26 protein-coding genes, 1 tRNA gene and 1 pseudogene are annotated in these 25,945 nt (G+C 66.5%); 18 read left to right on the top strand and 10 right to left on the bottom strand.

Going from position 1 to position 25,945, the window contains the following annotated elements:
• Positions 1-27 precede the first annotated feature (27 nt).
• From EV656_RS14315 to EV656_RS14305, 3 genes are read right to left on the bottom strand one after another with little or no spacing between them, the layout of a single operon-like run.
• Complete coding sequence (locus tag EV656_RS14315) at positions 28-1,239, bottom strand: phosphopentomutase (protein ID WP_132605306.1); 1,212 nt, start codon at positions 1,237-1,239, stop codon at positions 28-30.
• Positions 1,236-2,546 (bottom strand): thymidine phosphorylase, encoded by a 1,311-nt coding sequence (locus tag EV656_RS14310; protein WP_132605304.1) that lies wholly within the window; start codon positions 2,544-2,546, stop codon positions 1,236-1,238. Before EV656_RS14310 ends, EV656_RS14315 begins: the two co-directional genes overlap by 4 nt.
• 1 nt (position 2,547) lies before the next feature.
• Entirely contained in the window at positions 2,548-2,940 is a 393-nt protein-coding gene (locus EV656_RS14305) for a cytidine deaminase (protein WP_132605302.1), read from the bottom strand.
• Between the two features lie 175 nt (positions 2,941-3,115).
• Here EV656_RS14305 and prpE point away from each other — a divergent pair, with 175 nt between their 5' ends.
• Positions 3,116-5,011: a propionate-CoA ligase PrpE gene (gene prpE, locus EV656_RS14300; protein ID WP_132605300.1), complete on the top strand. Its 1,896-nt coding sequence runs from the start codon at positions 3,116-3,118 to the stop codon at positions 5,009-5,011.
• Positions 5,012-5,251: 240 nt separating this feature from the next.
• Positions 5,252-6,214: pseudogene (locus EV656_RS14295) on the top strand (sigma-54 interaction domain-containing protein); the annotation flags it as partial.
• A 154-nt stretch (positions 6,215-6,368) separates the two neighbouring features.
• Here the strand turns inward: EV656_RS14295 and EV656_RS14290 are convergent.
• Positions 6,369-7,136 carry an NAD kinase gene (locus tag EV656_RS14290; RefSeq protein ID WP_132605296.1) on the bottom strand — a complete coding sequence of 256 codons (768 nt, stop codon included), beginning with the start codon at positions 7,134-7,136 and terminating at the stop codon, positions 6,369-6,371.
• A 163-nt stretch (positions 7,137-7,299) separates the two neighbouring features.
• Here EV656_RS14290 and glyA point away from each other — a divergent pair, with 163 nt between their 5' ends.
• A complete protein-coding gene (gene glyA, locus EV656_RS14285) occupies positions 7,300-8,592 on the top strand; it encodes a serine hydroxymethyltransferase (protein WP_132605294.1) in 1,293 nt (430 codons plus the stop codon).
• Between the two features lie 116 nt (positions 8,593-8,708).
• Here the strand turns inward: glyA and EV656_RS14280 are convergent, their stop codons facing one another.
• The gene (locus EV656_RS14280; RefSeq protein ID WP_132605292.1) at positions 8,709-9,725 is read right to left on the bottom strand and encodes a hypothetical protein; all 1,017 of its coding nucleotides are present in this window, start codon (positions 9,723-9,725) and stop codon (positions 8,709-8,711) included.
• A 115-nt stretch (positions 9,726-9,840) separates the two neighbouring features.
• Here EV656_RS14280 and EV656_RS14275 point away from each other — a divergent pair, with 115 nt between their 5' ends.
• Complete coding sequence (locus EV656_RS14275; protein WP_132605290.1) at positions 9,841-10,608, top strand: alpha/beta fold hydrolase; 768 nt, start codon at positions 9,841-9,843, stop codon at positions 10,606-10,608.
• Here the strand turns inward: EV656_RS14275 and EV656_RS14270 are convergent.
• From EV656_RS14270 to EV656_RS14260, 3 genes are all read right to left on the bottom strand, one after another.
• Complete coding sequence (locus EV656_RS14270; RefSeq protein ID WP_165919019.1) at positions 10,605-11,093, bottom strand: cytochrome b; 489 nt, start codon at positions 11,091-11,093, stop codon at positions 10,605-10,607. The genes EV656_RS14275 and EV656_RS14270 overlap by 4 nt on opposite strands.
• 52 nt (positions 11,094-11,145) lie before the next feature.
• A complete protein-coding gene (locus EV656_RS14265; protein ID WP_132605286.1) occupies positions 11,146-11,322 on the bottom strand; it encodes a CTP synthetase in 177 nt (58 codons plus the stop codon).
• Between the two features lie 82 nt (positions 11,323-11,404).
• Positions 11,405-11,839: a DsrE family protein gene (locus EV656_RS14260; RefSeq protein ID WP_132605284.1), complete on the bottom strand. Its 435-nt coding sequence runs from the start codon at positions 11,837-11,839 to the stop codon at positions 11,405-11,407.
• A 308-nt stretch (positions 11,840-12,147) separates the two neighbouring features.
• Here EV656_RS14260 and nifE point away from each other — a divergent pair, with 308 nt between their 5' ends.
• The 11 genes from nifE (at position 12,148) to rpoN (ending at position 20,728) form a co-directional block, all read left to right on the top strand.
• Positions 12,148-13,623 (top strand): nitrogenase iron-molybdenum cofactor biosynthesis protein NifE, encoded by a 1,476-nt coding sequence (gene nifE / locus EV656_RS14255; RefSeq protein ID WP_132605282.1) that lies wholly within the window; start codon positions 12,148-12,150, stop codon positions 13,621-13,623.
• Between the two features lie 5 nt (positions 13,624-13,628).
• Positions 13,629-15,023: a nitrogenase iron-molybdenum cofactor biosynthesis protein NifN gene (gene nifN / locus EV656_RS14250; RefSeq protein WP_132605280.1), complete on the top strand. Its 1,395-nt coding sequence runs from the start codon at positions 13,629-13,631 to the stop codon at positions 15,021-15,023.
• Positions 14,995-15,477 carry a nitrogen fixation protein NifX gene (gene nifX, locus EV656_RS14245; RefSeq protein WP_132605278.1) on the top strand — a complete coding sequence of 161 codons (483 nt, stop codon included), beginning with the start codon at positions 14,995-14,997 and terminating at the stop codon, positions 15,475-15,477. Before nifN ends, nifX begins: the two co-directional genes overlap by 29 nt.
• Positions 15,474-15,947 carry a NifX-associated nitrogen fixation protein gene (locus EV656_RS14240; protein WP_132605276.1) on the top strand — a complete coding sequence of 158 codons (474 nt, stop codon included), beginning with the start codon at positions 15,474-15,476 and terminating at the stop codon, positions 15,945-15,947. The genes nifX and EV656_RS14240 overlap by 4 nt, the downstream gene beginning before the upstream one ends.
• Positions 15,948-15,989: 42 nt before the next feature.
• A complete protein-coding gene (locus EV656_RS14235; RefSeq protein ID WP_132605274.1) occupies positions 15,990-16,199 on the top strand; it encodes a CCE_0567 family metalloprotein in 210 nt (69 codons plus the stop codon).
• Positions 16,200-16,202: 3 nt separating this feature from the next.
• Positions 16,203-16,505, top strand: a complete 303-nt coding sequence (gene fdxB / locus EV656_RS14230; RefSeq protein ID WP_132605272.1) for a ferredoxin III, nif-specific — start codon at positions 16,203-16,205, stop codon at positions 16,503-16,505.
• Positions 16,506-16,768: 263 nt separating this feature from the next.
• Positions 16,769-17,089 carry a HesB/IscA family protein gene (locus tag EV656_RS14225; protein WP_132605270.1) on the top strand — a complete coding sequence of 107 codons (321 nt, stop codon included), beginning with the start codon at positions 16,769-16,771 and terminating at the stop codon, positions 17,087-17,089.
• Positions 17,090-17,099: 10 nt separating this feature from the next.
• The gene (locus EV656_RS14220; RefSeq protein WP_132605268.1) at positions 17,100-17,801 is read left to right on the top strand and encodes a NifU family protein; all 702 of its coding nucleotides are present in this window, start codon (positions 17,100-17,102) and stop codon (positions 17,799-17,801) included.
• Positions 17,802-17,811: 10 nt separating this feature from the next.
• On the top strand, positions 17,812-19,008 hold the full coding sequence (gene nifV, locus EV656_RS14215; RefSeq protein ID WP_132605266.1) for a homocitrate synthase: 1,197 nt from the start codon (positions 17,812-17,814) through the stop codon (positions 19,006-19,008).
• A complete protein-coding gene (nifW, locus tag EV656_RS14210; RefSeq protein WP_132605264.1) occupies positions 19,005-19,349 on the top strand; it encodes a nitrogenase-stabilizing/protective protein NifW in 345 nt (114 codons plus the stop codon). The genes nifV and nifW overlap by 4 nt, the downstream gene beginning before the upstream one ends.
• Positions 19,350-19,426: 77 nt before the next feature.
• Entirely contained in the window at positions 19,427-20,728 is a 1,302-nt protein-coding gene (gene rpoN, locus EV656_RS14205; protein ID WP_132605262.1) for an RNA polymerase factor sigma-54, read from the top strand.
• Between the two features lie 3 nt (positions 20,729-20,731).
• On the opposite strand, the gene EV656_RS14200 is transcribed toward rpoN, so the two are convergent.
• Complete coding sequence (locus EV656_RS14200; RefSeq protein WP_242469058.1) at positions 20,732-22,030, bottom strand: ATP-binding protein; 1,299 nt, start codon at positions 22,028-22,030, stop codon at positions 20,732-20,734.
• Between the two features lie 67 nt (positions 22,031-22,097).
• On the opposite strand from EV656_RS14200, the gene EV656_RS14195 reads away from it, so the two are divergent.
• From EV656_RS14195 to EV656_RS14185, 3 genes are all read left to right on the top strand, one after another.
• On the top strand, positions 22,098-22,988 hold the full coding sequence (locus tag EV656_RS14195) for an MBL fold metallo-hydrolase (protein WP_132605258.1): 891 nt from the start codon (positions 22,098-22,100) through the stop codon (positions 22,986-22,988).
• Between the two features lie 71 nt (positions 22,989-23,059).
• Positions 23,060-23,134, top strand: a tRNA-Asn gene (locus tag EV656_RS14190).
• 86 nt (positions 23,135-23,220) lie between these two features.
• Positions 23,221-24,612 (top strand): tyrosine-type recombinase/integrase, encoded by a 1,392-nt coding sequence (locus tag EV656_RS14185; protein ID WP_132605256.1) that lies wholly within the window; start codon positions 23,221-23,223, stop codon positions 24,610-24,612.
• Between the two features lie 74 nt (positions 24,613-24,686).
• Here EV656_RS14185 and EV656_RS14180 read toward each other — a convergent pair whose 3' ends face one another.
• Positions 24,687-25,283 (bottom strand): hypothetical protein, encoded by a 597-nt coding sequence (locus tag EV656_RS14180; protein ID WP_132605254.1) that lies wholly within the window; start codon positions 25,281-25,283, stop codon positions 24,687-24,689.
• Positions 25,284-25,945 lie beyond the last annotated feature (662 nt).

Below are 25,945 nucleotides of genomic sequence, written 5' to 3'. Positions count from 1 at the left end.
CCGGTCGGTTCAACAAGTCGGCGCATCTTACAGAAAGCTGTTTCCCGGCCCCTTCGCGGGCACGCCCAGATGCGCGGCGACGCTGGCGGCCACATCCGTATAGGCGCACAGCCCGATCCCGCGCGCCCCCAGCCCCGCACCCAGCACCGGCACCCGCTCGCGGGTGTGGTCGGTCCCGGCCCAGGTGGGGTCGTTGCCGTGATCCGCGGTCAACAGGATCAGATCGCCCGGCCGCATCCGCCCCAGGATGCGCGGCAATTGCGCATCGAACCATTCCAGCGCGCGCGCATAACCCGCAACATTCCGGCGGTGCCCCCAAAGGCTGTCGAACTCCACGAAATTGGCAAAGGTCAGGCTGCCATCGGGCGCCTCTTCCATCAGGTCGGCGAGGTGGTCCATCAGCACCGCGTCGGGGCCGGTGCGCACCTCGTCGATACCGTGCATCGAAAAAATGTCGCCGATCTTGCCGATGGCCTGCACCCGGCGCCCGGCCCCCTGCACCCAGTCGCACAGCGTCGGCGCGGGCGGGGCGATGGCATAGTCATGGCGGTTGGCGGTGCGGGTGAACCCGGCTTCCGCATCGCCCACAAAGGGCCGCGCGATCACCCGGCACACCCGCATGGCATGCAATGTCGGCGCAAGATCGGCGCAAAGCTTCAGCAGACGATCCAGCCCGAACACCCCCTCGTGCGCGGCGATCTGTAACACGCTGTCGGCAGAGGTATAGCAGATGGGCCAGCCGGTGCGCAGATGCTCTGCCCCCAGCCGCGCCAGGATTTCCGTGCCCGAGGCATGGCAATTGCCCAGCGTGCCCTCTGTCCCCGCCAGGCGGCAAAGTTCATCCAGCAGATCGGCGGGAAAGGCGGGCACCTGGCGCGGAAAATAGTGCCAGTCCCAGGGCACCGGCACGCCCGCCAGTTCCCAATGGCCCGAGGGCGTATCCTTGCCCGGCGATACCTCGCTCGCCGCGCCCCACAGGCCCTGCGGAACCGCACCCAATCCCGGCGCCTGCGCCCCGCTGGCCAGCCGCAGCGCCGCGCCCAGCCCCAACGCATCCAGGTTGGGCAGGTGCAGGGGGCCGCTGCGCCCCTGCTCTGCCCGGCCTCTGGCGCAGGCCTGCGCGATATGGGCCAGCGTGTTGGCGCCAGTATCCGGGGCACCGTCATTGAAGAAACGATCCGCGTCCGGCGCCCCGCCGATCCCCACCGAATCCATCACCACCAGAAAGGCGCGGGTCATGACAGGATCCTTTGATGCACCAGCGGCGGGATATCGGCCGCAGCCTCTGCGATGGTAAAGGCATCGGCCAGCGCGGCGGCGGTGGCCTCGGCGTCGGTTTCGCTGGTGGCGTGGATCAGGGCCAGCACCTCGCCCTGGCCGACCTCATCGCCAAGCGCCGCGATTTCCGACAGCCCGACCGAGGGATTGATACGATCCCGTTCGCGCCGCCGGCCGCCGCCCAGCCCCACCACGGCCAGGCCAATTGCATGGGCGTCGATGGCCTGCACCCAGCCCGCGCGGGGTGCGCGCAATTCATGCACCACGGGCGCAGCGGGCAGCCGGTCGGGCCAGCGTTCGATGAAATCCGCGGGCCCGCCCATCTCGGCCACCATCTCGCCGAACTTCAGCGCAGCCTCGCCATTGTCCAGCACCCGCGCGATCCGCCCCGCCCCGTCCGCCGCGTCGGCCGCCAACCCGCCCAGGGCCAGAACCTCGCCCCCTAGGGCGCATGTGATGTCCCACAGGGCAGGCGTGACACCGATGCCGGTCAGGGTTTCCATGACCTCGATCACCTCCAGCGCGTTGCCGGCGGCGGCGACCAGCGGTTGGGACATGTCGGTAATCAGCGCCGTGGTCATGCAGCCCGCCCCCTGCGCGGTTTCCACCAACGCGCGGGCCAGGGCCTCGGCCGCCTGCATATCCTTCATGAAGGCGCCGGAACCCACCTTGACATCCAGCACCAGCCCCTCCAGCCCGGCGGCCAGTTTCTTGGACAGGATAGAGGCCACGATCAGGTCGATGCTTTCGACCGTGCCGGTCACGTCGCGTACGGCATAAAGCCGCTTGTCCGCCGGTGCGATATCGGCAGAGGCCCCCACGATGGCACAGCCGATCTGCCCGGTGATGGATTTCAGCGCCGAAACGGGCACCTCGGCACGGTAGCCGGGGATCGATTCCAGCTTGTCCAGCGTGCCGCCGGTATGGCCCAGCCCCCGCCCGGCAATCATCGGCACATAGGCCCCGCAGGCCGCCAGCGCAGGCGCCAGCACCAGGCTGACGCAATCGCCGATCCCCCCGGTGGAATGTTTGTCCAGCACGGGGCCGGGCAGGTTCCAGCTCAGCGTCTTGCCGCTGTCGCGCATTGCCCGGGTCAGGCCCACCCGTTCGGGCGTGGTCAGCCCGTTCAGCAGCGCCGCCATGGCAAAGGCCCCGGCCTGTGCATCGGTGACCGTCCCGCTGGCCAGGCCAGTGGCGAACCAGGCAAGCTGCGCCTCGCTCAGCGGCTGGCCATCGCGCAGACGGGTCAGGATGGTGCGCGCGTCCATCTCAGCGGCCGGGCATGTGCGCCGCAGAGAAAGCCCCCGGCAATAGCGCGCCGACCGTGGTTTCGCGCCGTTCGCCTGACAGCGTGGCCATCGTGACGCGCACCTCGGGGGCGGCGAATTCGGCCAGTTTCTGGCGGCAACCGCCGCAAGGCGTGATCGGGGCGGGTCCGTCAGCGATCACCGCGACCTCTTCGATCCGGGTGCAGCCCGCCGCCACCATCGCCGCGATGGCCCCCGCCTCGGCGCAGGTTCCCTCGGGCGAGGCGATATTTTCAACGTTGCAGCCGGTGTAGATCTGCCCGTCTGCGCCCCGGATCGCCGCCCCCACCTTGAAGCGCGAATAGGGGGCGTGGGCGTTCTCGCGCACCGCGCGCGCGGCGGACAAAAGCGGCATCGGATACTCCTTTGCCCGACAATCTGCGGCGACCGCCCCGCGGATGCAAGGCACCAGCCGCGCGTTCCGCCCCGAAATTCACGCGAACAGCGACGTAACGTCCGGGTTTCGATCTTGCGTCCCAGCGCCTCGCTGCGTAACAGAATTACCAAACACTGAAGGAGGGACAGACCGCATGACGTATTCCGAGGTCTATGAAGGCTGGAAGTCGGACCCCGAAGGGTTCTGGATGGATGCCGCCGAGGCGATCGACTGGGACAAGAAGCCCTCCAAGGCGCTGTTCGGCGAAAACGCCCCGATGTACGAGTGGTTTTCCGACGGCATGGTCAACACCTGCTGGAACGCAGTGGACCGGCACGTCGAAAACGGCCGGGGCGACCAGGTCGCAATCATCTATGACAGCCCGATCACCGGCACTCGCAAGTCGATCTCTTACGTCATGCTGCGCAACCGTGTCGCGCAGCTGGCCGGGGCGCTGCGCGCCAAGGGTGTGGAAAAGGGCGACCGGGTCATCATCTACATGCCGATGATCCCCGAGGCGCTGGAGGCGATGCTGGCCTGCGCGCGTCTGGGTGCGATCCACTCGGTCGTGTTCGGCGGGTTCGCCGCGCACGAACTGGCTGTCCGTATCGACGACGCGAAACCGAAATGCATCATCGCGGCCAGCTGCGGGATCGAGCCGGGCCGGATCGTGCATTACAAGCCGCTGCTGGACGGGGCGCTGGAACAATCCACCCACCAGCCCGATTTCTGCGTGATCTTTCAGCGCGAATATGAGGTCGCCCACCTGGAAGAGGGGCGCGACTATAACTGGCACGGCTTCCAATACGGCGTGGAGCCGGCCGAATGCGTCCCGGTAGAGGGCAACCACCCCGCCTATATCCTGTACACCTCTGGCACCACCGGCCAGCCCAAGGGCGTTGTGCGCCCCACCGGCGGGCACCTGGTGGCGCTGAACTGGACGATGAAGAATCTTTACAACGTCGATCCGGGCGATGTGTTCTGGGCAGCCTCTGACGTGGGCTGGGTCGTGGGCCACAGCTATATCTGCTATGCCCCGCTCATCAGCGGGAACACGACGATCGTCTTTGAGGGCAAGCCGATCGGCACGCCCGATGCGGGCACCTTCTGGCGGATCATCTCGGAGCACAAGGTCAAGAGCTTCTTCACCGCGCCCACCGCCTTTCGCGCGATCAAGCGCGAGGATCCCAAGGGCGAGTTCGTCAAGAAATACGACCTGTCCTGCCTCAAGGCGCTGTACCTGGCCGGTGAACGGGCCGACCCCGACACCATCCACTGGGCGCAGGACCAGCTGGGCGTGCCGGTGATCGACCACTGGTGGCAGACCGAAACTGGCTGGGCCATCGCGGGCAACCCGCTGGGGATCGAGGAACTGCCGGTCAAGGTCGGTAGCCCCTCGGTGCCGATGCCGGGCTACGACGTGCATATCCTGGACGAGGGCGGACACGAGGTCGGGCCGAACACCCTGGGCGCCATCGCGATCAAGCTGCCGCTGCCGCCGGGCACGCTGCCCACCCTGTGGAACGCCGAGGACCGTTTTCACAAGTCCTACCTGAACCACTTCCCCGGCTACTATGAAACCGGCGATGCGGGTTACAAGGACGAGGACGGCTATCTTTACATCATGGCGCGGACCGATGACGTCATCAACGTGGCCGGCCACCGCCTGTCCACCGGCGCGATGGAAGAGGTTCTGGCCAGCCATCCCGACGTGGCCGAATGCGCGGTGATCGGCGTGTCGGACGACCTGAAGGGGCAGCTGCCGATGGGCTTTCTGTGCCTGACGACGGGCGTTGACCGCGACCATGCCGAGGTCGTCAAGGAATGCGTCAGCCTGGTGCGCGACCAGATTGGCCCGGTCGCCGCGTTCAAGCTGGCCTGCGTGGTGGATCGCCTGCCCAAGACCCGGTCCGGCAAGATCCTGCGCGGCACCATGGTCAAGATCGCCGATGGCGAAGAGTTCAAGATGCCCGCCACCATCGACGACCCCGCCATCCTGGACGAGATCGCCGAAGCGCTGAAGGGCCTGGGCTATCCCAAGGCGGGCTGAGCCCCGCCCCGCACGCGACTGAGGGCGGCGCGGGCTTCGGCCCGCGCCGCTGCCGAGAAAGGGTATCCGGCCACCCGAATGCAACCCAGACCTGCACTTTTAGACAGGTTGGTCGGAAATGGCATGCAGAGTAAGACTGGTCTTGCAACCAGTGCGAGTGCAGCCATGTTCCAGACCTCGATCCCCCAGGCCCGGCGTCGGCCCGTCCCGGCACCCCCCAAGGCAGAGGCCCCCGACTGCATAGGATCCTCGTCCCGAATGGCGCAGGTCCTTGACCGCATTGCGATGGCGGCCCCGTCGATGGCGACGGTCTTCATCACCGGGGAAAGCGGCACGGGCAAGGAAATCTGCGCCCAGTCCATTCACGCCGCTTCGGACCGGGCACACGGACCCTTTGTGCCACTCAACTGTGCGGCGATTCCGCGCGATCTGCTGGAATCCGAGGTCTTCGGCCATCTCAAGGGCGCGTTTACCGGCGCCGTCGCCGACAAGCCGGGGGCCGCGGCCATGGCCGATGGCGGCACGCTGTTCCTGGACGAGATCTGCGAGATGGACCTTGCCCTGCAGACCAAGCTGCTGCGCTTCCTCCAGACCTCGACGATCCAGCCGGTGGGCGCGTCGCGGCCGCGCAAGGTGGACGTGCGCATCGTCTGCGCCACGAATCGCGACCCCGAAGAAGAGGTGCGCCAAGGCCGCCTGCGCGAGGATCTGTTCTACCGGCTGCATGTCGTGCCGATCCACCTGCCCCCGCTACGCGACCGCGGCGATGATGTGATAGAGATCGCCCGCCACGCCCTTGTCCGGTTCTCGGACGAGGAGGGGCGACACTTCACCGGGTTGTCCGCCGATGTCGAAGCGCTGTTCCGCCGCCTGCCCTGGCCCGGCAATGTGCGGCAATTGCTGAACGTGCTACGCCACGCGGTCGTGCTGAACGAGGGGCCGCTGGTCACCCGCGAAATGCTGCCGCTGGGGCTGCATTGCAGCGCCACACGCCAGCCCGCATCCGCCCCGAACGACAGCGATACCTGCGTGATGGACGACCTAATCGGCCGCCCGCTGGCCGAGATCGAGCAAATCGTGATCGAGGAAACCATCGCGCGCGAGGGCGGCTCTGTCCCGCGTGCCGCGCGGGTGCTGGATGTCTCGCCCTCGACGCTTTACCGCAAGCGCGAATCCTGGGCGCGCCAGGCCGCGGCCAGCTGAACGCCGCGCGCATCGTCCGGGCGCGGGACATCCGGCCAAGGGCACAGGGGGGCGCTGCCCCCCGTCCTGCGGACTCCCCCCGGGGTATTTGGACCAAGAAGAAGGGGCGCGTTTTCTTCTTGGCCAAAGCAGGATGGGCGGGGGGCGCGGGGTGTTACAGGAACTGCTCGCGGATCAGCCGTTCTTCCAGCCCGTGGCCGGGATCGAACAGGATGCGGTGGGCAACCGACGGGTCCGAGGCGATTTCCACCGCCACCACGATACCGGCACCGCGGCTGTCGCCCTCGGCCATGACGGGGCGTTTTTCCGGTTGCAGCACGTCGATACGCACCCGCGCGGATTTCGGCAGCAGCGCGCCGCGCCAGCGCCGGGGTCGAAAGGGGGCAACCGCCGTCAGCGCCAGCACGTCAGAGCCGATGGGCAGGATCGGGCCATGGGCAGAGTAGTTGTAGGCGGTGGAGCCCGCGGGCGTGGCCACCAGCGCGCCGTCGCAGACCAGTTCCTCCAGCCGGATCTTGCCGTCCACGCTGATGCGCAGCTTGGCCGCCTGGGGACCGGCGCGCAGCAGGCTGACCTCGTTGATGGCCAGCGCCTCGGCCACTGTGCCGTCGGGGCGGGTGGCGCGCATGCGCAGGGGGTTCAGGATCGCCTTTTCGGCGGCCTCCAGGCGCGCGGTCAGGCCCTTGGGGCGGTATTCGTTCATCAGGAAACCGACGGTGCCGCAATTCATCCCGTAGACCGGGGCAGGCAGCGCCTGGGTAGCGTGCAGCGTTTGCAGCATGAACCCGTCGCCGCCCAGCGCGACGATCACATCGGCCTGTTCGGGGGGCACCTGGCCATAGCGGTCGGTCAGCCGTTGCAACGCGTCCTGCGCGTCTGTGGAGTTGCTGGCCAGGAAGGCTAGCTTGCCTGCTGCGGTCATCGGCCGTCCCCCGTCGCGTTTCCCCTTCCCTCTTCGCCTGCGCGGATCGGAAACACAAGGGCGCGACGCGGTGCCGGGCGGGGTGCCAAGGGGCTTTTGCCCGCCTGCCAGTTTCGTTAGAACCCCCTCCATCGCCGCACAGGCCCCAGCAGGAGATTGCAGGATGACCGACACCGCCGATACCGGCTTCTTCACAGGGGCGCTCGCCGCCCGCGACCCCGAGATTGCCCACGCCATCGGGCTGGAACTGGGCCGCCAGCGCGACGAGATCGAGTTGATCGCGTCCGAGAACATCGTCAGCCGCGCCGTGATGGCGGCGCAGGGCTCGGTGATGACAAACAAATATGCCGAAGGGTATCCGGGCAAACGCTATTACGGCGGCTGCCAGTATGTGGACATCGCGGAAAACCTGGCGATCGAGCGGGCGTGCAAGCTGTTCGGCGTGGGCTTCGCCAACGTCCAGCCCAATTCCGGCAGCCAGGCCAACCAGGGCGTGTTCACCGCGCTGCTGCAACCGGGCGACACCATCCTGGGCATGAGCCTGGACGCAGGCGGCCACCTGACCCACGGCGCACGCCCGAACCAGTCGGGCAAGTGGTTCAACGCCGTGCAATACGGCGTGCGCGAAAGCGATCTGGAGGTCGATTACGACCAGATCGAGGCACTGGCCAAGGAACACCAGCCCAAGATGATCATCGCGGGCGGCTCTGCCATTCCGCGCATTCTGGATTTTGCCCGTTTCCGCGAGATCGCCGACATGGTCGGTGCCTACCTGATGGTGGACATGGCCCATTTCGCGGGTCTGGTGGCGGCGGGGCTGTATCCCTCGCCCTTCCCGCATGCGCATGTCGCCACCACCACCACGCACAAGACCCTGCGCGGCCCGCGCGGCGGCATGATCCTGACCAATGACGAAGCGCTGGCCAAGAAATTCAACTCGGCCATCTTCCCCGGCATTCAGGGCGGGCCGCTGATGCATGTGATCGCCGGCAAGGCCGTGGCCTTTGGCGAGGCGCTGGACCCGTCGTTCAAGACCTACCAGGAACAGGTCATCAAGAACGCGCAGGCCATGGGCGCGGCGCTGGTTGAGGGCGGGCTGAGCCTGGTCACCGGCGGCACGGACAGCCATGTCCTGCTGGTGGACCTGCGGCCCAAGGGCGTGAAAGGCAACGCCACCGAAAAGGCCCTGGGACGCGCCCATATCACCTGCAACAAGAACGGCATCCCCTTCGACACCGAAAAGCCGACGATCACCAGCGGCATTCGGCTGGGGTCGCCCGCCGGGACGACCCGCGGCTTTGGCGAGGCCGAGTTCACCCAGATCGGCAAGTGGATCACCGAGGTCGTGGACGGGCTGGCCGCCAATGGCGAAGAGGGCAACGCCGCGGTCGAGGAAAAGGTGCGCGGCGAGGTTCAGGCACTTTGCGCGCGCTTCCCGCTGTATCCGGGACTCTGAGCAAACAAGGGGGGCGGCCAAGGCCGCCCCGGGCTACCCTCCCCAACGACAGGCCCCGCCGATCCATGGCTCGGTGGGGCGGATGGATGGCAGGTCAGAGCCCTTCTAGGACATTCTCAAGGCCATTGATCTAGGTCGCCCTCGCTGTCCTCTTCAACGTCGCCGTAACTCAAGTGGTCAGAAGTCGCCACCTCCAGCATCTCGCGCCTTTCTCTGAAATCTTCGACATCCTCGTAGTGCACCTCCAACTCGTCGAGCACGCCCTGCTTCTGGCGATCCGATCTCAACGCTGCGAGGTAGTCGGCTTCCAATGCCGGATCGAATGGTAGCGGCTTAATGAGATCACGTATGAATCTAATGTTAGGGCCAGATGCCTCTCTCGAAGAGAAGTAAGCGATCAACTCGACCTGCAAGATATCCTCATCTTCGAAATCGAAACTTTCTCGAATAAATATTTTTGAAGCTTTGGACCCGTATTCGATCTCATATGTATAGAGATTGAGTCTGCCCGCCTCGCTTCTAACGACTTTGAAAATCGGAAGTACGATTTTTGAGATCACCTTACCAATGAACTTCTTGTGGCGGCGCTCATTGGGCGTGATCGTGAACATGCCTTCAATGTCGATCTTGATACTCAGATGCTTTTGTAAAAAGGCAACGAGGTCGTCCCGCCCGCGCGCTGGAGCATACACCGATGCCAAGTTGTAGCGGCCATAACGGTGAGATTTGTAGAAGCTAGAAAGAATTCCGATGAATTCATTGTGTACGCTAGCGAGATTGATATCATGGCTTTCTTTAAGGCGCTTGACTAACTCTTGGTGGCTGTGAGTAATGAGCCCCTGTTCAAACTCGCTTTGATCCGTGACCTCATCGTGTTCGGTCATGATAACCGCAATTTTTAGCAATCGCTCGATCCCCACAGCGACACCATAGAGGAACTCAAAGGCATCTTCTTCGGCCGCGAAGTTTCTCATTTCGTGAAATGCTTGCAGCCCATTGAACAGGAATCTACCGGCAATATCTAGCTCAGTGCCAAGATTGAAATTCTTCCAGTATTCGTCAGGACGCATCGCCAGATTGCTCTCTATATGTTGCTCTTCCCAAGCTATACCACACTGCATAGCATCGATCATGCCGGGTCCGCTTCGTCCGCAAAGCAGACACCACCGCCCCAAGGCAATCGAGATCGCCCAACTGGGCCCCTGCCCCCCTCTGGTCTCACCCGTCCCACCGGTCTATGTCCCTCCCATGTTGACGACCTATTCCAATGGCACGCCCGATCCCGCGCGCCCGCCGCTGTTGATCGTGCACGGGCTGTTCGGATCGGCCCGGAACTGGGGCGCGATCGCCAAACGGCTGTCCGACGACCGGCATGTCCTGAGCGTGGACATGCGCAATCACGGGCACAGCTTTCGCGCGGATCAGAACCGCTATGCGGACTTGGCCGACGACCTGGCGCAGGTCATCGCGGCGAATGGCGGGCGGGCCGATGTGCTGGGCCATTCCATGGGGGGCAAGGCGGCGATGATGCTGGCGCTGACCCGGCCCGACCTGGTGAACCGGCTGATCGTGGCCGATATCGCGCCGGTGGCCTATGGCCATACCCAGGCGCACCTGATCGCGGCGATGCGGGCGCTGGATCTGCACGGGATCACCCGGCGCAGCGAGGCCGACCAAGCGCTTGCCGAACATATCGACGACCGCGCGGTGCGCGCCTTCCTGCTGCAATCGCTGGATCTGAAGGCCGATCCGCCCCGCTGGCGGCTGAACCTGAATGCGCTGGACGCCGAGATGGCGCATATCCTGGGCTGGCCGGAAACGGAAACGGGGCCGTTCACCGGCCCCGCGCTGTTCCTGTCCGGCGGTGCGTCGGACTATGTCCGACCCGAGCACCGCGAAAAGATCAAGGCGCTGTTCCCCGCCGCCCGCCTGGCCAAAATTCCCGGCGCGGGCCATTGGCTGCACGCCGAGAAACCGCGCGAGTTCGAGGCGGCGGTGCGCGCCTTTCTAGCTTAGTCGACCGGCTTCATCATCCGGGTCATGGTGCCGTCTTTTTTGATGTACTGCCCGGCCAGCGCGGCCGCGATATGCAGCACGATCAAGAGCAGCATGACCGCCCGCAGCACCGAGTGGACATTGCCCGCGATTTCGGACCCCTGCGACCAGGCCACCATACCCGACACCGGCAGCAGCACCATCAGCAGGTAGAACAGCCCATACATGACCCGCGCGACCATGATCTGCGCGGGCGAATGCGACGCATCGGGCGCCGGCACGCCGTGCAGCATCCGCAGCACGATCCGCCAGACCGCAAGGATCAGAATAGCAAGGCCGACCACGACGTGGCCCGCGACGAAGATGGAAAACGCCTTTTCCCCGGTTTCGAGGAAATCCCCGAAGGCAGAGGCGATGCCCCCGCTGAACAGGAATTGCAGCGCGACAAGGACGACCACCGCCCAATGCAGGCGGATCTGCATCCGCGAATAACCCGTGACCGACATGACTGGTCCTCCGACGATCAGTAATGACACCTGACCGCCGGACGATCGACGGTCAGTAGATGGCGCGCGCCACCATGACGGAGACAGGCACGGACACCACCAGCCCGACCGCGGCCGCGGCCAGAATCGGTGTTGTCGTGCCATAACCCGCAACGAGGACGGCGACGATACCCACACCCATCAGGGTAGCGGAGATCAGGGTGAACAGGACTGCGGCTAGGCGAAGCATCTGGGCCTCCCTCGGGTGATTTCATAACGAATGAAACGAAACCACCCACCCCGCGGTCCTGCCTTGATTTGGCGCAAATGCGTCAGAACGACCAGACGCGGGTGCCGCTTTGCAGCAGGTCACGGGCCATGGCCGGCGGCTGGGCCACAGTGACACCGTCGATCAGCGCGTCGGCCGCCAGCCCCTTGCCGGGCAGGTAGATCGCGCAGACCTCGGCCTTGGCGCCCTTCTTGATGGCGGCCATCAGCAGCGCCTGCGGGCTGGCGCCCTTGGGCGGTTGCGGCGCGGTGGCCGATTCGGGGGCCTCTTTCAGCGCGATGTCAGCGGCAGGGCCGCACAGCAGGATCTGCGTGTTCACGCCACGATCCAGCGCCTGGTTGGTCAGGACCATGCTCATCAACTGGGTCTGCGGGTTGGCGTCGGTAACGACGGTCGCCAGATCCTTCACATCCTTGGCCAGGGCGGGCGTGGCGGCCAGCGCCAGGGCGACGGTGGCGATCTTGAGGGTCTTGAACATGGGACCTCCCCTTGAATTGGTGACGATATGTGGGCGCAGTAAAACATATATTCCAAATACACTATATGGCGAATGCGGGGATCGCCCGACCCTGACGCGATTGTGACCGCCCCCGGTGGCGGGACACAGGGCGGGCGGATCGCGAGTGTCGCACACCCGACAAAACCCGCCATTCCGCCCTACCCCCGCGCCAGCCGCCCACAGGCGGCAATCGGCTACAGCCCTGAAATCGCACCGCTTCCTGCGGGGGATGGGGCAGATGGCACGATCCCTGCTTCTTCTTTTGCAACAATGCGGAGCCAGCCCAGATGTCCGACGCCCTGAAGCAAACCGTGCAAGAGGCCTTCAACGAGCCAGCCTGCGCCACCAACCGCGCCAAATCCGCCGCGGATCGGAAAAAGGGCTGCGCCAAGCCGCTGACGCCAGGTGCGGCGGCGGGCGGCTGCGCCTTTGACGGGGCGATGATTACCCTGCAACCGATCGTGGATGTGGCCCACCTGGTACATGCGCCGCTGGCCTGCGGCGGCAACTCCTGGGACAACCGCGGCTCGGCCTCTTCGGGGTCGATGCTATACAAGACCGGCTTTACCACGGACCTGACGGAACTGGACATCGTCATGGGCCATGGCGAGAAGAAGCTGTATCGCGCGATCCGCGAGATCGTGGAAAAGCACGCGCCCCCCGCCGTCTTCGTCTACTCGACCTGCGTCACCGCGATGATCGGCGACGATATCGCCGCGGTCTGCAAGGCCGCGACCGAGGCCTTCGGCACGCCCGCCATCCCGGTGGACGTGCCCGGGTTCGCGGGGTCCAAGAACCTGGGCTGCAAGCTGGGCGGCGAAATGATGTTCCGCCACGTGATCGGCACACAAGAACCCGAGCGGACCACCGATTACGACATCAACATCATGGGCGATTACAACCTGTGCGGCGAGTTGTGGCAGGTCAAACCGCTGCTGGACCGGCTGGGCATCCGAATCCTGGGTTCGCTGTCCGCCGACGCGCGGTACAAGCAGGTGGCCCAGATGCACCGCGCGCGCGTGTCCATGCTGGTCTGTTCGCACGCCCTGCAGGGCCTGGCCCGCAAGATGCAGGAAAAATACGGCATCCCCTATTTCGAGGGGTCCTTCTACGGCATCTCGGACACGTCAGAGGCCCTGCGCACCATGTGCCGCATGCTGGTCGAGCGCGGCGCCGGGGCCGACCTGATCGACTGCTGCGAAGCGTTGATCGAGGAAGAAGAGGCCAAGGTCCGGGCCGAGTTGGAAACCTACCGCCCGCGCGTGCAGGGCAAGCGCGTCCTGCTTTACACCGGCGGCCACAAAAGCTGGTCGGTCGTGTCAGCCCTGCAGGAAATGGGGGTCGAGGTGGTCGGCACCTCTGTCCGCAAGGCCACAGATAACGACAAGGCCCGCGTGATCGAGGTGATGGGCACCGAGGCGCACATGTACGAAAACATGGCGCCCAAGGACATGTATGCCACGCTGAAGGCATCCGGCGCCGACATCCTGATGTCGGGCGCGCGCAGCCAGTTCGTGGGCCTCAAGGCGCGGGTGCCCTGGATCGACGTGAACCAGGAAAAGCACGAGGCCTACGCCGGTTACATGGGCATGGTCGACCTGGTCCGCGCCATCGACCGTTCCGCGAACAACCCCGTCTGGGACGATGTCCGCCGCCCCGCCCCCTGGGACGAAGACCGCCCCTTTGCCGGTCACCGCCCCCGGATCAAGGACCGCTGCCCGGTCAGCGGGCTTGCCAACGACCCCACCGATTTCGAGGATTGACTCCCATGGCCCGCCTGACCCGCCCGCGCCGCGCCGTTTCCACCAACCCGCTGAAAACCAGCGCGCCCCTTGGCGCCGCAATGGCCTATCTGGGCATCGAACGCGCGGTGCCGCTGTTCCATGGCGCGCAGGGCTGCACCGCCTTTGCCATGGTCCACATGGTGCGCCATTTCCGCGAGGCGATCCCGCTGCAAACCACCGCGATGAACGAGGTCTCTACCATCCTGGGCGGGGCCGACCAGATCGAAGAGGCGCTGGCGAACCTCAAGAAACGCGCCAACCCGCGCTTTATCGGCATCGCCTCGACCGCGCTGACCGAAACCCGGGGCGAGGATGTGCCGGGCGAACTGGACGACATCCTGGCCAAGCGCCCCGATCTGGGCGACCTGCAGGTTGTGTATGCCTCTACCCCCGATTTCGCCGGCGCGATGGAGGATGGCTGGGCCAAGGCCGTAACCGCGATCATCGACACGATGGTCCCCGAAATCGACCCCCTGCATCGCGACCCCGACCTGCGGCAGGTGAACCTGCTGCCCGCCAATTACCTGACCCCCGCCGAGGTCGAGGAAATCGTCCGCCTGATCCGGGCCTTCGGGCTGAAACCCATCGTCCTGCCGGATATCGCCTCCTCGCTGGACGGGCATCTGGCCGACGACTGGTCGGGCTGTTCGCTGGGCGGCACGCCCGTTGACGACATCCCCGCGATGGCCAAATCCGCCGTCACCTTCGCCATCGGCGAAAGCATGCGCGGCGCGGCCGATCTGCTGGGGCAGCGGGGCCACATGCCGGTACAGGTCTTCCCCGCGCTGACGGGACTACAGGCGGTGGACAATTTCGTCTCCGCGCTGATGAACGTCGCAGGCTATGCAGATGCCCCCCCCGCGATCAAGCGTGACCGCGCCCGGTTGCAGGATGCCATGCTGGACGCCCATTTCCAGACCGGCGGCCTGCGCTACGCCATTGCCGCCGATGCCGATCTTGCCTACGCGCTGACATCGGCGCTGGCCGGAATGGGGGCCGAGGCGGTGTGCACCGTCATCACCTCGCCCGCCAACCCGATCGTCGAGGCGATCCCCAGCGACACCGCGATCCTAGGCGATCTGGGCGACCTGGAGGACGGCGCGCGAAAGACGGGCGCCGACCTGTTGATCAGCCACGCCCATGCCCGCCACGCCGCGGCCGCCACCGGCCTGCCGCTGATCCGCGTGGGCTTCCCCATCAACGACCGTCTGGGCGCGCAGGATGCCTGCCGCGTCGGCTATCGCGGCACCCGCGCCTTCCTGTTCGAGGTCGCGAATGCCGTGCTGGCCCAATCCCACACCGCGCGCCCCGAGGATTTCGGCGCCGCCCCCATCAGCCCGGAGTTCGAGCATGACCGCCCGCAGACTGCGCCTCATTGAGCCGGAGGAAACCATGACCAGCGAAACGCCCCTGAAAATCGCCATCGCCACCAATGATATGGAGCATCTGGACGCCCATTTCGGATCGGCGAAGAAATTCGCGCTCTACGAGGTGACGCCGCAAACGGCCCGCATGGTGGAGGTGCTGGAATTCGGCGACGTGACCGACCAGCAAGGCGAACACAACTCGGTCGATGACCGCATCACCCCCAAGGTCGAGGCGCTGAGCGGCTGCGCGCTGTTGTTCGTGCTGGCCATCGGCGGGCCTTCCGCGGCCAAGGTGGTGCGCGCCGGCATCCACCCGATCAAACGGCGCGAGCCCGAACCCATCGCCGACGTGATCGCCCAGACCCAGGAAATGCTGGCCGGCTCGCCGCCCCCCTTCCTGCGCAAGGTGCTGGGCAAACCCAAGTCCGATTTCGCCGAGGACTACGCCGAGGAGATCACCGAATGAGCGTGGCGCCCGACACCCTGCCCCGCGGCGGTGAACTGCCCGCCAGCGACTTCATCAAGCAGCTGATCGCGGTGATCCGCGCCGAGGACAGCTATGGCAGCTGGGAGGACAAGTCCGACGCCGAGTTGCTGGAAGAATACATCGTCACCGCCGAGGAACGCCGCGAAATGCCCATCATGGGCGACCCGGACCCCGACCTGCTGTGGCGCGTGGAAAAATTCTACGACGCCGTCGCCCTGCTGCTGGAAAAGCGCAGCGGGGCCCGCGCCGCGCAGATGTCCAAGATCCACCACGAGGGCTTTGGCCGTATCGTTCTGCTGTCCGGGCGGCTGGTCGTGCTGTCCAAACATGTCCGCGACATCCACCGCTTCGGCTTTGAAAGCTATGACAAGCTGGCCGAGGCGGGCGAAAAGGCCACGCAAGACGCCGCAGACATGGTCGCGCGCTTCCCCGACGCCGCCCAGGCCTGAGACCTTCCGACAGCCAAACCACAACAAGCCAAGGAACCGAACATGAGCCTGGAAGAGCTTGAAAAACGCGTCAAGAAACTGTCGATGCGCTCGACCAACGCCAAGATGAACCTGCACGATCTGGCCGAGGAACTGCCCACCGACTGGGAAAAGATCCCCGAAGTCGCCGCCGAGACCTTCGAGGTCTTCAAGGAACTGACCGCCGCGCGCAAGGAACTGAAAGCCGCGAAGAAAGCCGCAGAGGAAGCCTGAGCCATGCCCATCACAGCCACCACCCGCGGCGGGACCGAATACACGCCTGAATTCCTGATGGAAATCGACGTGGAAAAATGCATCGGCTGCGGCCGCTGCTACAAGGTCTGCGCGCGCGACGTGCTGACCCTGAAAGGCGTCACCGACGAGGACATGATCGTCGATGTCGATGACGAGGAATACGAAGACGACATCGAGCGCAAGGTGATGGTCGTTGCCGACGCCGACGATTGCATCGGTTGCGGCGCCTGCGCCCGCGTCTGCCCCTCGGCCTGCCAGACCCACGCCCCCGCCGAAGCCGCCTGAGCGCCACCCGCTGCACGGAAACGGCCCGCCCCCGGCGGGCCGTCTGCCGTCTTGCGCGCCCCTTCTTCTTGGTCCCAATACCCCCGCCGGAGGCCAGCGCCCGACAGGGCGCTTTCTGTCGCAAACCCGCCAAACCCCGGCGCGACAATCGCGACACCGTCCCGCCCACGCGGATCAACGCCTTGAAAAATAATGCCGCCCAGGCTTGGCATGCTTCATGCTTCTATTTCTGACAGAGGACCGCGAACCGACAGGAGACACCGATGATCCAGATTACCGAAGCCGCACGCGACGCCATGGCCACCGCGATCGAAGGTGCCGGACAGCCCATCGCCGGGCTGCGCCTGATGGTGCAGTCGGGGGGCTGCGCAGGCCTGCAATATGCCATGGCGCTGGAACTGTCGCGTGAGGAAACCGACGCCGTGGTCGAGGCCGAGGGCGTCACCGTCCTGATCGACCCCGACAGCCAGGGTTATCTGGTCGGCACCACCATCGATTTCGTCAACGGGCTGGAGGGCTCGGGCTTCGTCTTCGACAACCCCAATGCCTCGGCCGGGTGCGGCTGCGGCAAATCCTTCTGCTGAGGGGGATGTAATGCTGGACTATTCCCCGACACTCACCGACCATTTCCTGAACCCCCGCAACCGCGGCACCCTGGCCGATGCCAACGCCCTGGGCGAGGCCGGTTCCGTGCGCACGGGCGACGCGCTGCGTCTGATGCTGCGCATAGAGGGCGGCGTGATCGCCAAGGCCCGGTTCGAAAGCACCGGCAGCGGCCCCGACATCGCCGCCGCCTCGGCCCTGACCGAGGCACTGTGCGCCAAGACCCTGGCCGAGGCCCGCGCCATCACCGCCGATGACCTGGAAACCCTGCTGGGCGGCCTGCCCGAGGAAGAGCGCAGCGCAGTCCGCGTGGCAACCGAGGCACTGGCCGCCGCGCTGAAGGATTACGCCCAACCCCCTGCCTTTCGCGCGGCCAAGGGCGCACGCATTGCGCAACCGCTGGCCATCGCGCCGCTGAAACCGTCGACCCCCAAGTCCGGCCCCGCCCGCGCGCTGAGCCCCGAGGAAGAGGTTGAGGCCGCCCAGGCCGTGCTGACCGAGATGCGCCCGCAATTCCGCGCCGATGGCGGCGATGTCGAACTGGTGGACATCGTCGGCCCGCGGGTGCGCGTCGCGCTGCGGGGCAGTTGCTCGGACTGCCAGCTTGCGGGCCTGACCCTGGGCGGGTTGCAGAAACGCCTGGCAGAGGCCCTGGGCCGCGCGGTGCTGGTCGTGCCCGCCCCGGTTCGCTGAGGGGGACGCCGTGACCGCCCCCGTCGCCCCCGGGGATTTTGCCCCCGTACCGCGCATCTGCGACACCACCCTGCGCGATGGCGAGCAGGCCGCCGGCGTCGCCTTTTCTGCCGCCGAAAAGATTGCCATCGCCACCGCGCTGGATGCCGCCGGCGTGGATGAGATCGAACTGGGCGTGCCCGCCATGGGCATGGCCGAGGTTGCCGCGATGCGCGATGCGGGCGCACGCCTGACCCGCGCCGCCGGTGTGGCCTGGTGCCGCCTGCGCGAAAGCGATCTGGAAATGGCCGCGCTGACCGGCCTGTCGCGCCTGCACCTGACGGTGCCCGCCTCGGACCGCCACCTGTCGGCCAAGCTGGGCCGCGATCGCGACTGGGCCCTGGCCGAACTGGACCGGCTGGTGCGCATGGCCAGCACCGCGGGCTTTGCCGTGTCGGTCGGGGCCGAGGATGCCTCGCGCGCCGATCCCGCCTTTCTGGGGCAGATCGCCCACGTGGCCGCACAGGCCGGTGCGATCCGCCTGCGGCTGGCCGATACGCTGGGCCTGATGGATCCGTTTGCCACGATGGCGCTGGTCGCGCCTCTGGCACAGGGGGCGCTGCCGCTGGAATTCCACGCCCATGACGATCTGGGCCTTGCCACCGCCAACACATTGGCCGCCGCCCGCGCGGGCGCGACCCATCTGTCGGTCACGGTCAACGGTCTGGGCGAACGGGCAGGCAACGCCGCACTGGAACAGGTCGTTGCCGCGCTGGCCGTACAGGGCCGTGCGACCGGTGTTGCACTGGACAGCCTGTGCACCCTGTCCGAACTGGTTGCTGCGGCCTCTGGTCGGCAGCTGTGCCTGGGCCGGCCGATCGTCGGGCGTAACGTGTTCGCCCACGAATCTGGCATCCATGTGGATGGCCTGATGAAAGACCCCGCCACGTATGAGGCGCCGGTGCTTTCGCCCGCCCGCTTTGGCCGGGCGCGTCAGATCGTGCTGGGCAAGCATTCCGGCCTGGCCGCCCTGACCGCCGCCCTGACTGATGCGGGCCTGCCCGCAGACCCCGCCACCGCGCGGGCGGTGCTGCCGCTGCTGCGCGACTGGGCCAGCCGGTCGAAACGCCCCGCCACCCCGGCCGACCTGGCCATCCTGACCGCCCGGGCCGAGGCGCTGTCGCGTCGGCCCGCCCCCTGCCCCCCCACCGAAAGGAGCCTGCCATGACCCAGACCGTCAGCCCCGGCGTGCTGGACCGGATGCGCGGCCTGTCCTCTGCAGAGGACATGTTCGCCTTTCTCGACCTGACCTTCGACCCCGAAGTTCTGAACCGCGCCCGCCTGCACATCATGAAACGGATGGGCGATTACATGTCCAAGGTGGACATGGACGCGCTGGACGAAGACGGCAAATTCGCCGAGGCCCGCCGCGCCCTGAAACGCGCCCATGCGGATTTCGTGGATTCCAGCCCGCGCCAGCAAAAGGCGCTGAAGATCTACACCCAGTCGCGCGGCAACATGGTGCCGCTGGCCGGGGTGCGCCCGATCTCGCGGCCCGCGGGGTCGTGACCGGGGGGCACGGATGGACAGGGCGGCAGCCCCAACGCCCATCTGCCACGCCCGGGGAAACGTGCTAGGTTGAACCGATGGAGATGATGCTCACCCAACGCCAGACCCAGGGTCTGGCCATGACCGCCCGGATGCAGGCGTCGCTGAAGATCCTTCAGATGAGCAATCTCGATCTGTCCGCCCACCTGGCCGAAGAGGCACTGTCCAACCCCTGCCTGGACGTCAAGCTGCCCGAACCGGTGCCGGAATTACCCTCGGCCGTTGCGGCGCGCGGCGCGGACTGGGATCCGGTCGCCGCCCTGGCCAGCGGCAAGCCCAGTCTTTACGACCATGTCGCCCGCCAGATCGCGCTGGCCTTTTCCAGCCCTACGGCACGCCGGGTCGCCGACGCCTTTGCCGAGGCGCTGGAACCCACCGGCTGGCTGTCCCAACCGGTCGAGGCCATCGCCGCCGCTGCGCGTGTACCGCTGCCCGTGGCGCAGGCCGTGCTGGATCGGATGCGCCAGTTCGAACCGGCGGGGCTGTTCGCCCGCGACCTGGCCGATTGCCTGAAGCTGCAGGCCGAGGATCGCGGCCTGCTGACATGGGAACTGACGGTCATCCTGGACAACCTGCCGATGATCGCCGACGGGCGCATCGACGAACTGGCCGACCTGTGCGATGGCACGCCCGACGATGTGCGCAACGCCCTGCGCGCGATCCGCGGGCTGGACCCAAAGCCGGGGCTTGCCTTTGCCGCCGATCCAGCGCCGATCCTGCCCCCCGACCTGCGCGTGGTCCGCAAGGATGGCGCTTGGGTGGTGGAACTGAACCATTCCACCCTGCCCGCGATCACCGTGCGCGATGCCCCCGATCCCGGCGGCGATGCCGCGGCGCGCAGCTATGGCGCGCAGGCGCTGTCGCGGGCGCGCTGGCTGCGCCGCACGGTCGAACGGCGCCAGTCCACGCTGCTGCGGGCCGCCGCCGCGCTGGTGCGCCGGCAGGAAACCTTTCTGGAAAAGGGTCAGGGCCACCTTGCTCCCCTGACAACCCAGGACCTGGCCGAGGAAATGAACCTGCATCCCAGCACGATCAGCCGCGCCGTCGCCGGGCGCCTGATCGAAACGCCCCGGGGCACACTGCCCCTGCGGGCCTTCTTCAGCCGGGCCTTTACCCCCGGCAGCGGCGATACAGGGCCGTCGCAGGATGCCGTCATCGCCGTGGTGGGCGAGATCGTGCGCCAGGAAAACGCCCGCAAACCCCTAAGCGATGCCGCCATCGTGCGCGAGGCCGACAAGCGCGGCGTGACCCTGGCCCGCCGGACCGTCGCGAAATATCGCGAGATGCTGGGCATTCCATCCTCATACGACCGCCGCCAGCGCGCCCTGGCCGAGGCCTGAGCCTTAGCGCGCCAGGATCAGTTCTGCCCGCAGACCGCCCAGATCCGCACTGTTGCGCAGCCGCAAGGCGCCGCCATGGCCGCGCGCGATATCGGCAGCGATCGCCAGCCCCAGCCCGACCCCGCTGCCGCTGTCCAGCGTGCGTGCGGTATCCAGCCGCTGAAACGGCTGCATCGCGGCATCGCGCTGGTCATCGGGAATGCCCGGCCCGTCATCCTCGACGGTAAAGATCAGCTGCCGTGGCCGCAGTTCCAGCCCCAGTGCCACCTGATTGCCATGGCGCATGGCGTTGCCCACAAGGTTTTGCAACGCCCGTTCCACCGCCAGCGGGCGCAGGGTGGCCTGTTCGTCCACGGGCAGCGGCCCCAGCGTGACCTGCCCGCCCAATGCCCGCGCCCCCGCTGCCACGCGCCGCAACAGTGCGGCCGGGTCGCAGGGCTCGGGATCGTCCAGCGCATCGGCCCGGGCGAAATCCAGGAAGGTGTCGATCATGCGCTCCATGTCGGACAGGTCGCGCAGCATCGCCTGCGTCTCGGGGCTATCCTCTGCCATCGACAGTTCCAGCTTCAGCCGGGTCAGCGGCGTGCGCAGGTCGTGGCTGACCCCCGACAGCATCAGGGTGCGCTGTTCGATCTGGCGTTCGATCCGGTCGCGCATGTCCAGAAAGGCCCGGCCCGCGGCCCGCACCTCGGTCGCGCCAGAGGGTTTGTAGCGCAGCGCCCGGCCCTTGCCGAAGGCCTCGGCCGCCTCGGCCAGGCGGCGGATCGGTTTCAACTGGTTGCGCAGGAACAGATACGCGATCAGCGTCATCAGCAGCCCGGTGAACACCATCAGCACCAGCAACTGGTGCGGGTTCGAGGCCGAGACACGCCGCCGGTCGAACACCACCTCCAGCACGCCGTGACGGGTGGCCATGCTCAGCCGAACCTCGCGCTCGTTCCGGGCCAGGTCGATGCCGGTGACCGCGGGCACGGTATCATACAGCGCGTCCACCACCACCAGGCCCGACAGGTCGTAGAACAGGCGCGCGCCCCGGGCCGGTTGCGGCTGGCCCGGCAGGGTCGTGCGCAGGGCCAGCGCCGCCCCCAGATCCGCCGCCGCCCCCCGCGCCGTGTCCACATCCGGCGCCGCCTGCACCGTGTCCAGCAGATAGTTCAATTCGGGAGAGATGCTGCGGATCATCTGCCGCGTGACATCCTCGAAATGGCGCTGGATAAAGACGACGGACACCACCAGTTGCAGGGTTACCACCGGCACCAACAGGATCAGCGCGGCCCGGCCATACAGCCCCCGCGGCAGCATTCGTTTAATCCAGCTCCGTGCCATGCTACAGGCTTAGCCGCGCAACCCTGCAAGAGGAAGCCGCAAGATGGATTTCGACCCCGTTCCCGGCCACCCCGAGCAGATCGCCCCCGGCCTGCGCCGGGTTCTGGCGCCCAATCCCTCGCCCATGACGTTCCGGGGGACCAACACCTATATCGTGGGGCACGGGGCCGTGGCGGTGATCGACCCCGGCCCGAACGATCCGGCACATAGGGCGGCGATCCTGGGCGCCCTGGGTCCGGGGGAACGGGTCAGCCATATCCTGGTCACCCATTCCCACGTGGATCATTCGCCGCTGGCCCGGCCCCTGGCGCGGGAAACCGGCGCGCCTGTGCTGGCCTATGGCGACAGCGCGGCCGGGCGGCGCCCAGACCTGGCCGCGCTGTCGGGGCTGGGCGGCGGCGAAGGGGTGGATGCCGATTTCACCCCCGACCGGACCCTTGCCGATGGCGCGGTCGTGACCGGAGCGGACTGGCAGATCACCGCGCTGCACACCCCCGGCCACATGGGCAACCACATGTGTTTTGCCTGGCGGGACGCGCTGTTCAGCGGCGATCACGTGATGGGCTGGGCCAGTTCCATGGTCTCGCCCCCCGATGGCGATCTGGCGGCCTTTATGGCGTCGCTGGACAGGCTGGCCGCCCGGGCAGAGCGGACCCTGTATCCCGGCCACGGCGCCCCGGTGGACGACGGCCCGGCACGCATCGCCGAATTGACCGCCCACCGCCGCGCCCGCCGCGCACAGGTGCTGGCCGCGCTTGCCCAGGGCCCCACCACGCCCGCAGCGCTGACCCACGCGATCTACACCGATGTTGCCCCCGCCCTGCTGGGTGCGGCACAGCGCAATGTCCTGGCGCACCTCATTGAACTGGCAGACGAAAACCGCGCCGCACCAATGGCAGAAATGGCCGCCAGCACGCGCTGGAAAGCTCTGTGACCGGCCCCTGAAAATTTCCCGCAAAACCCTCTGGACGCGGCCCGGCGGCCTTGCTATACGCGCCTCCACGTTCCGGCGTAGCTCAGTGGTAGAGCAGTTGACTGTTAATCAATTGGTCGTAGGTTCGAATCCTACCGCCGGAGCCAATTTCCTTGTGAAAATGGCGAAATATCAACAAACTAAGTGACATGGCGCTCCGCCCGGTGCACATCTGGGCACACACGGGGCACACATGGGGCTTGTTTTGAAGCACGTCGAACAGACCAAATCGGGGCGCTGGCAGTATCGCCGCAGGGTGCCCAAAGCGGTCTCAGAAGTCATCACCAAGCGCGAATTCAAGAAGAAGCTGGGCGACTCCGAGAAGGAGGCCCTTGCCGCCTATCCGAGGTTCCACGCCGAAGTGGAGCGGGAGATTGCCAAGGCGCTGCAACAGGTCGAGCACGGCGAGGCAGCCGACCGAGGCGAGGCAACAGAGCGGGAGGCGTATCAGGTCGCCCTTGCCCGCGCCACCGAGTTGGCCCCGCAGGGAACCGATTGGATCACCCGTGAGGCGATCATTGACCGCATCGTCAGCCGCTACCGCCAAGACCCTGAGACACTTGATCCGATCGGCGCGACGGACGTTGACCGGCTGACCATCAACCTTGTTCGGAATGGCGGGATAGCGACGGCGCGGCCAGAGCCCACGCTTGAGGACGCCAAGAAGCTCTATCTGGCAGAGCGCCGGGGCAAGGAGACGCCGGAGACCTTCCACCGCTTTGAGGGGCAGGTGAATCGGGTGGTCGACCTGACCTGCAAGGCGCTGGGCCGTGATCCGGTGCTCACCGAATTGACCCGCGACGATGCCCGCAGGGTGCGCGATTTCATGCTGGATCAGGTGAAGTCGAACGGCGAGAGGATCAGCCCCTCGTCCGTTGCGCGCTACCTGAACGGGCTCAGGGCGATCATCAATCACGCGGCCACCGAAATGGACCTGCCCGCCACCTTCAAGAGCCCGTTCAACAACCTTTCGGTGCCACAGGCTCAGGGCCGTGGAAGCGTCGGAGAGGGCGAGAAACGCGACCCCCTGCCCCCGGCGGTCTTGAAGGCCGTGCGGGAGCGCATCTGTCACAGCGCGAAGCCCGATCTGGCTTTGATCTGGCGGCTCTTGGAAGGCACCGGGTGCCGCCTTGCCGAGGTCACGGGGCTGAGGGTCGAGGACGTGGAGACCACCGGCGAGTTCCCGCATATCAAGGTCGCATGGCATGAGAACCGGCGCCTGAAAACTCAGGCGTCCATCCGACACGTTCCGCTCGTCGGTGACGCTCTGGAAGCCGCGAAGGAAGCCCTCAAGCTGCCCCGAGAGGGCAACATGCTGTTCCCCGGCTATGGCCGCGCTAGGGGCTCTGACGCGGCCTCTGCGGCATTGATGAAGCATGTGCGGGCGATCACGACCGACAAGCGCCACACCGTCCACTCGCTGCGCCACAACATGAAGGATCGGCTGAGGCTGGCCGAGGTCGCCTCGCTGGATCAGAACATCATCCTAGGCCACGCCCTCGGAGAGGTCGGGGATCGGGTCTATGGTGGCACCCCGGCCAAGCTGAGGGTGACGACACGGGCGATGGAGCGGGCGTTGGGGTGAAGAAGGCGGCAGACGCGGGCGAGGTGGGGGAAGCAATGGAGTAACCCACCCCGGCCAGTGTCATCCGCTCGCGGTCAGCCGTGGGCGACCACGGACAGGCGAACCTCTGCGGCCATGCGGTCCCGCACCCGTGCCGTCATCCGGGCCACCTCTGGGGGCATCGTGGCGGGCCGCTTACGCCGGGAAGGCGGCGCGGAGGGGGCAAGGTTCTTCCGGCGCAGGTCGAGGCCGTTGCCGTTGCGATGTTCGATGCGGTGCAGCGCCGGGCCGAGGATGAGCCGGGCGAGGTTGATGGTGCCGTATTTGGTGCCCTGTTCGTCACGGGAGGGGACGTTGACCTGGGCTAGGGAGAAGCCGTTGGGCAGGTTGTTGATAGACCACATGCCACGGATGCCGCTGTCATAGACCTTCCAGAAGTCCTTGGCTTCCACCAAGGCGAACGCCTCGTGCCGGTCATTGAGCGGGACAAGGTAGCAATCGGTGCCGTCCTCGTCGGTGCAGGGGATCGGCCAGCGGGCGCGGCGCTTGGCCTTGAGGTGGTCGGCCTGTTTCCAGTGCAGGTGCGCGGTGGCGATTTCGTCGGCCTCTTTCAGCCGGGCGAACTCGGAAAGGGTCAGGGGTCTGAACCCGGTGAGCCCATCGGCGGGGCTCGGGGTGGAATTGTCCAACATGCTTGGTCGGTTCCTCGTTTGGGTGAAATGGTCCGGCCCTGCCAGCCACTGGCTTTCAGCAGCGGCGGGGGTCGGTCGCGTCGAGTGACGCAGGGTGAGCCCTCGCGGCTCGGGAGGGGTGCCGGGGCCGCGGCTCCACGGGAGGAGACGACCAAGACAACGACCGCAGATCGCAGCCAGCCAGCATCCCGCCAGAACAGCGAGGGAGATTTGATTAGGAGAGCGTCGGAGGTGGGGGCACCGCATGGGACCGCTCGGGCAGCAAGCCGGGCACCTCGTCCATCCACCATGTAATACACCATCCGGGGAGCGCACACCAAGGTTAGGCCCTAATCGACAGCCCCGGAGAGGCCCGGAGAGAGTCGCTGAGCAGGCAAGGCGCACGGCGCACCCTGCCCACCCGGAAATCCATGTTGGCGCTCAGTGAGTCGCTCTGAGGCGCTCAGCCGCTACCGTTCAGCCACCTGCCCGGACCAGATCGAGGTTCTCCGGTCTCAGGTCCAGAGCGTCCCCGTTGCGGTATTCGACCGTCCAGCCCTCGGGGGCGCGGATCAGGAAGCGGGCGATTGAACCGCCCCGGGTTTACCGGAGAGTTTCTGGTTCAATGATTAGGCTGCTTTTTCGTTGGCTTTCAAGCGTGCGTAGAATGCCTCCTCTGCTTC

It is taken from the genome of Rhodovulum adriaticum (genome assembly GCF_004345735.1).
In the GTDB taxonomy this organism is placed as follows: Bacteria; Pseudomonadota; Alphaproteobacteria; order Rhodobacterales; family Rhodobacteraceae; genus Rhodovulum; species Rhodovulum adriaticum.
Note: the sequence above shows the minus strand (reverse complement) of the source record. Positions and strands in the feature narration are given on the sequence as shown.

Bases quoted from the DNA above. Each gene is read 5' to 3' on its own strand.
- nifX (WP_132605278.1), top strand. From the start codon at position 14,995: ATGACCGCCCGCAGACTGCGCCTCATTGAGCCGGAGGAAACCATGACC.
- EV656_RS14275 (WP_132605290.1), top strand. From the start codon at position 9,841: ATGTTGACGACCTATTCCAATGGCACGCCCGATCCCGCGCGCCCGCCG.
- EV656_RS14185 (WP_132605256.1), top strand. From the start codon at position 23,221: ATGGGGCTTGTTTTGAAGCACGTCGAACAGACCAAATCGGGGCGCTGG.
- EV656_RS14235 (WP_132605274.1), top strand. From the start codon at position 15,990: ATGAGCCTGGAAGAGCTTGAAAAACGCGTCAAGAAACTGTCGATGCGC.
- EV656_RS14240 (WP_132605276.1), top strand. From the start codon at position 15,474: ATGAGCGTGGCGCCCGACACCCTGCCCCGCGGCGGTGAACTGCCCGCC.
- EV656_RS14265 (WP_132605286.1), bottom strand. From the start codon at position 11,322: ATGCTTCGCCTAGCCGCAGTCCTGTTCACCCTGATCTCCGCTACCCTG.
- EV656_RS14195 (WP_132605258.1), top strand. From the start codon at position 22,098: ATGGATTTCGACCCCGTTCCCGGCCACCCCGAGCAGATCGCCCCCGGC.
- nifW (WP_132605264.1), top strand. From the start codon at position 19,005: ATGACCCAGACCGTCAGCCCCGGCGTGCTGGACCGGATGCGCGGCCTG.
- glyA (WP_132605294.1), top strand. From the start codon at position 7,300: ATGACCGACACCGCCGATACCGGCTTCTTCACAGGGGCGCTCGCCGCC.
- nifN (WP_132605280.1), top strand. From the start codon at position 13,629: ATGGCCCGCCTGACCCGCCCGCGCCGCGCCGTTTCCACCAACCCGCTG.
- EV656_RS14310 (WP_132605304.1), bottom strand. From the start codon at position 2,546: ATGGACGCGCGCACCATCCTGACCCGTCTGCGCGATGGCCAGCCGCTG.
- EV656_RS14305 (WP_132605302.1), bottom strand. From the start codon at position 2,940: ATGCCGCTTTTGTCCGCCGCGCGCGCGGTGCGCGAGAACGCCCACGCC.
- prpE (WP_132605300.1), top strand. From the start codon at position 3,116: ATGACGTATTCCGAGGTCTATGAAGGCTGGAAGTCGGACCCCGAAGGG.
- rpoN (WP_132605262.1), top strand. From the start codon at position 19,427: ATGGAGATGATGCTCACCCAACGCCAGACCCAGGGTCTGGCCATGACC.
- EV656_RS14290 (WP_132605296.1), bottom strand. From the start codon at position 7,136: ATGACCGCAGCAGGCAAGCTAGCCTTCCTGGCCAGCAACTCCACAGAC.
- EV656_RS14220 (WP_132605268.1), top strand. From the start codon at position 17,100: ATGCTGGACTATTCCCCGACACTCACCGACCATTTCCTGAACCCCCGC.
- fdxB (WP_132605272.1), top strand. From the start codon at position 16,203: ATGCCCATCACAGCCACCACCCGCGGCGGGACCGAATACACGCCTGAA.
- EV656_RS14260 (WP_132605284.1), bottom strand. From the start codon at position 11,839: ATGTTCAAGACCCTCAAGATCGCCACCGTCGCCCTGGCGCTGGCCGCC.
- EV656_RS14280 (WP_132605292.1), bottom strand. From the start codon at position 9,725: ATGATCGATGCTATGCAGTGTGGTATAGCTTGGGAAGAGCAACATATA.
- EV656_RS14315 (WP_132605306.1), bottom strand. From the start codon at position 1,239: ATGACCCGCGCCTTTCTGGTGGTGATGGATTCGGTGGGGATCGGCGGG.
- EV656_RS14200 (WP_242469058.1), bottom strand. From the start codon at position 22,030: ATGCTGCCGCGGGGGCTGTATGGCCGGGCCGCGCTGATCCTGTTGGTG.
- EV656_RS14180 (WP_132605254.1), bottom strand. From the start codon at position 25,283: ATGTTGGACAATTCCACCCCGAGCCCCGCCGATGGGCTCACCGGGTTC.
- EV656_RS14270 (WP_165919019.1), bottom strand. From the start codon at position 11,093: ATGTCGGTCACGGGTTATTCGCGGATGCAGATCCGCCTGCATTGGGCG.
- nifE (WP_132605282.1), top strand. From the start codon at position 12,148: ATGTCCGACGCCCTGAAGCAAACCGTGCAAGAGGCCTTCAACGAGCCA.
- EV656_RS14225 (WP_132605270.1), top strand. From the start codon at position 16,769: ATGATCCAGATTACCGAAGCCGCACGCGACGCCATGGCCACCGCGATC.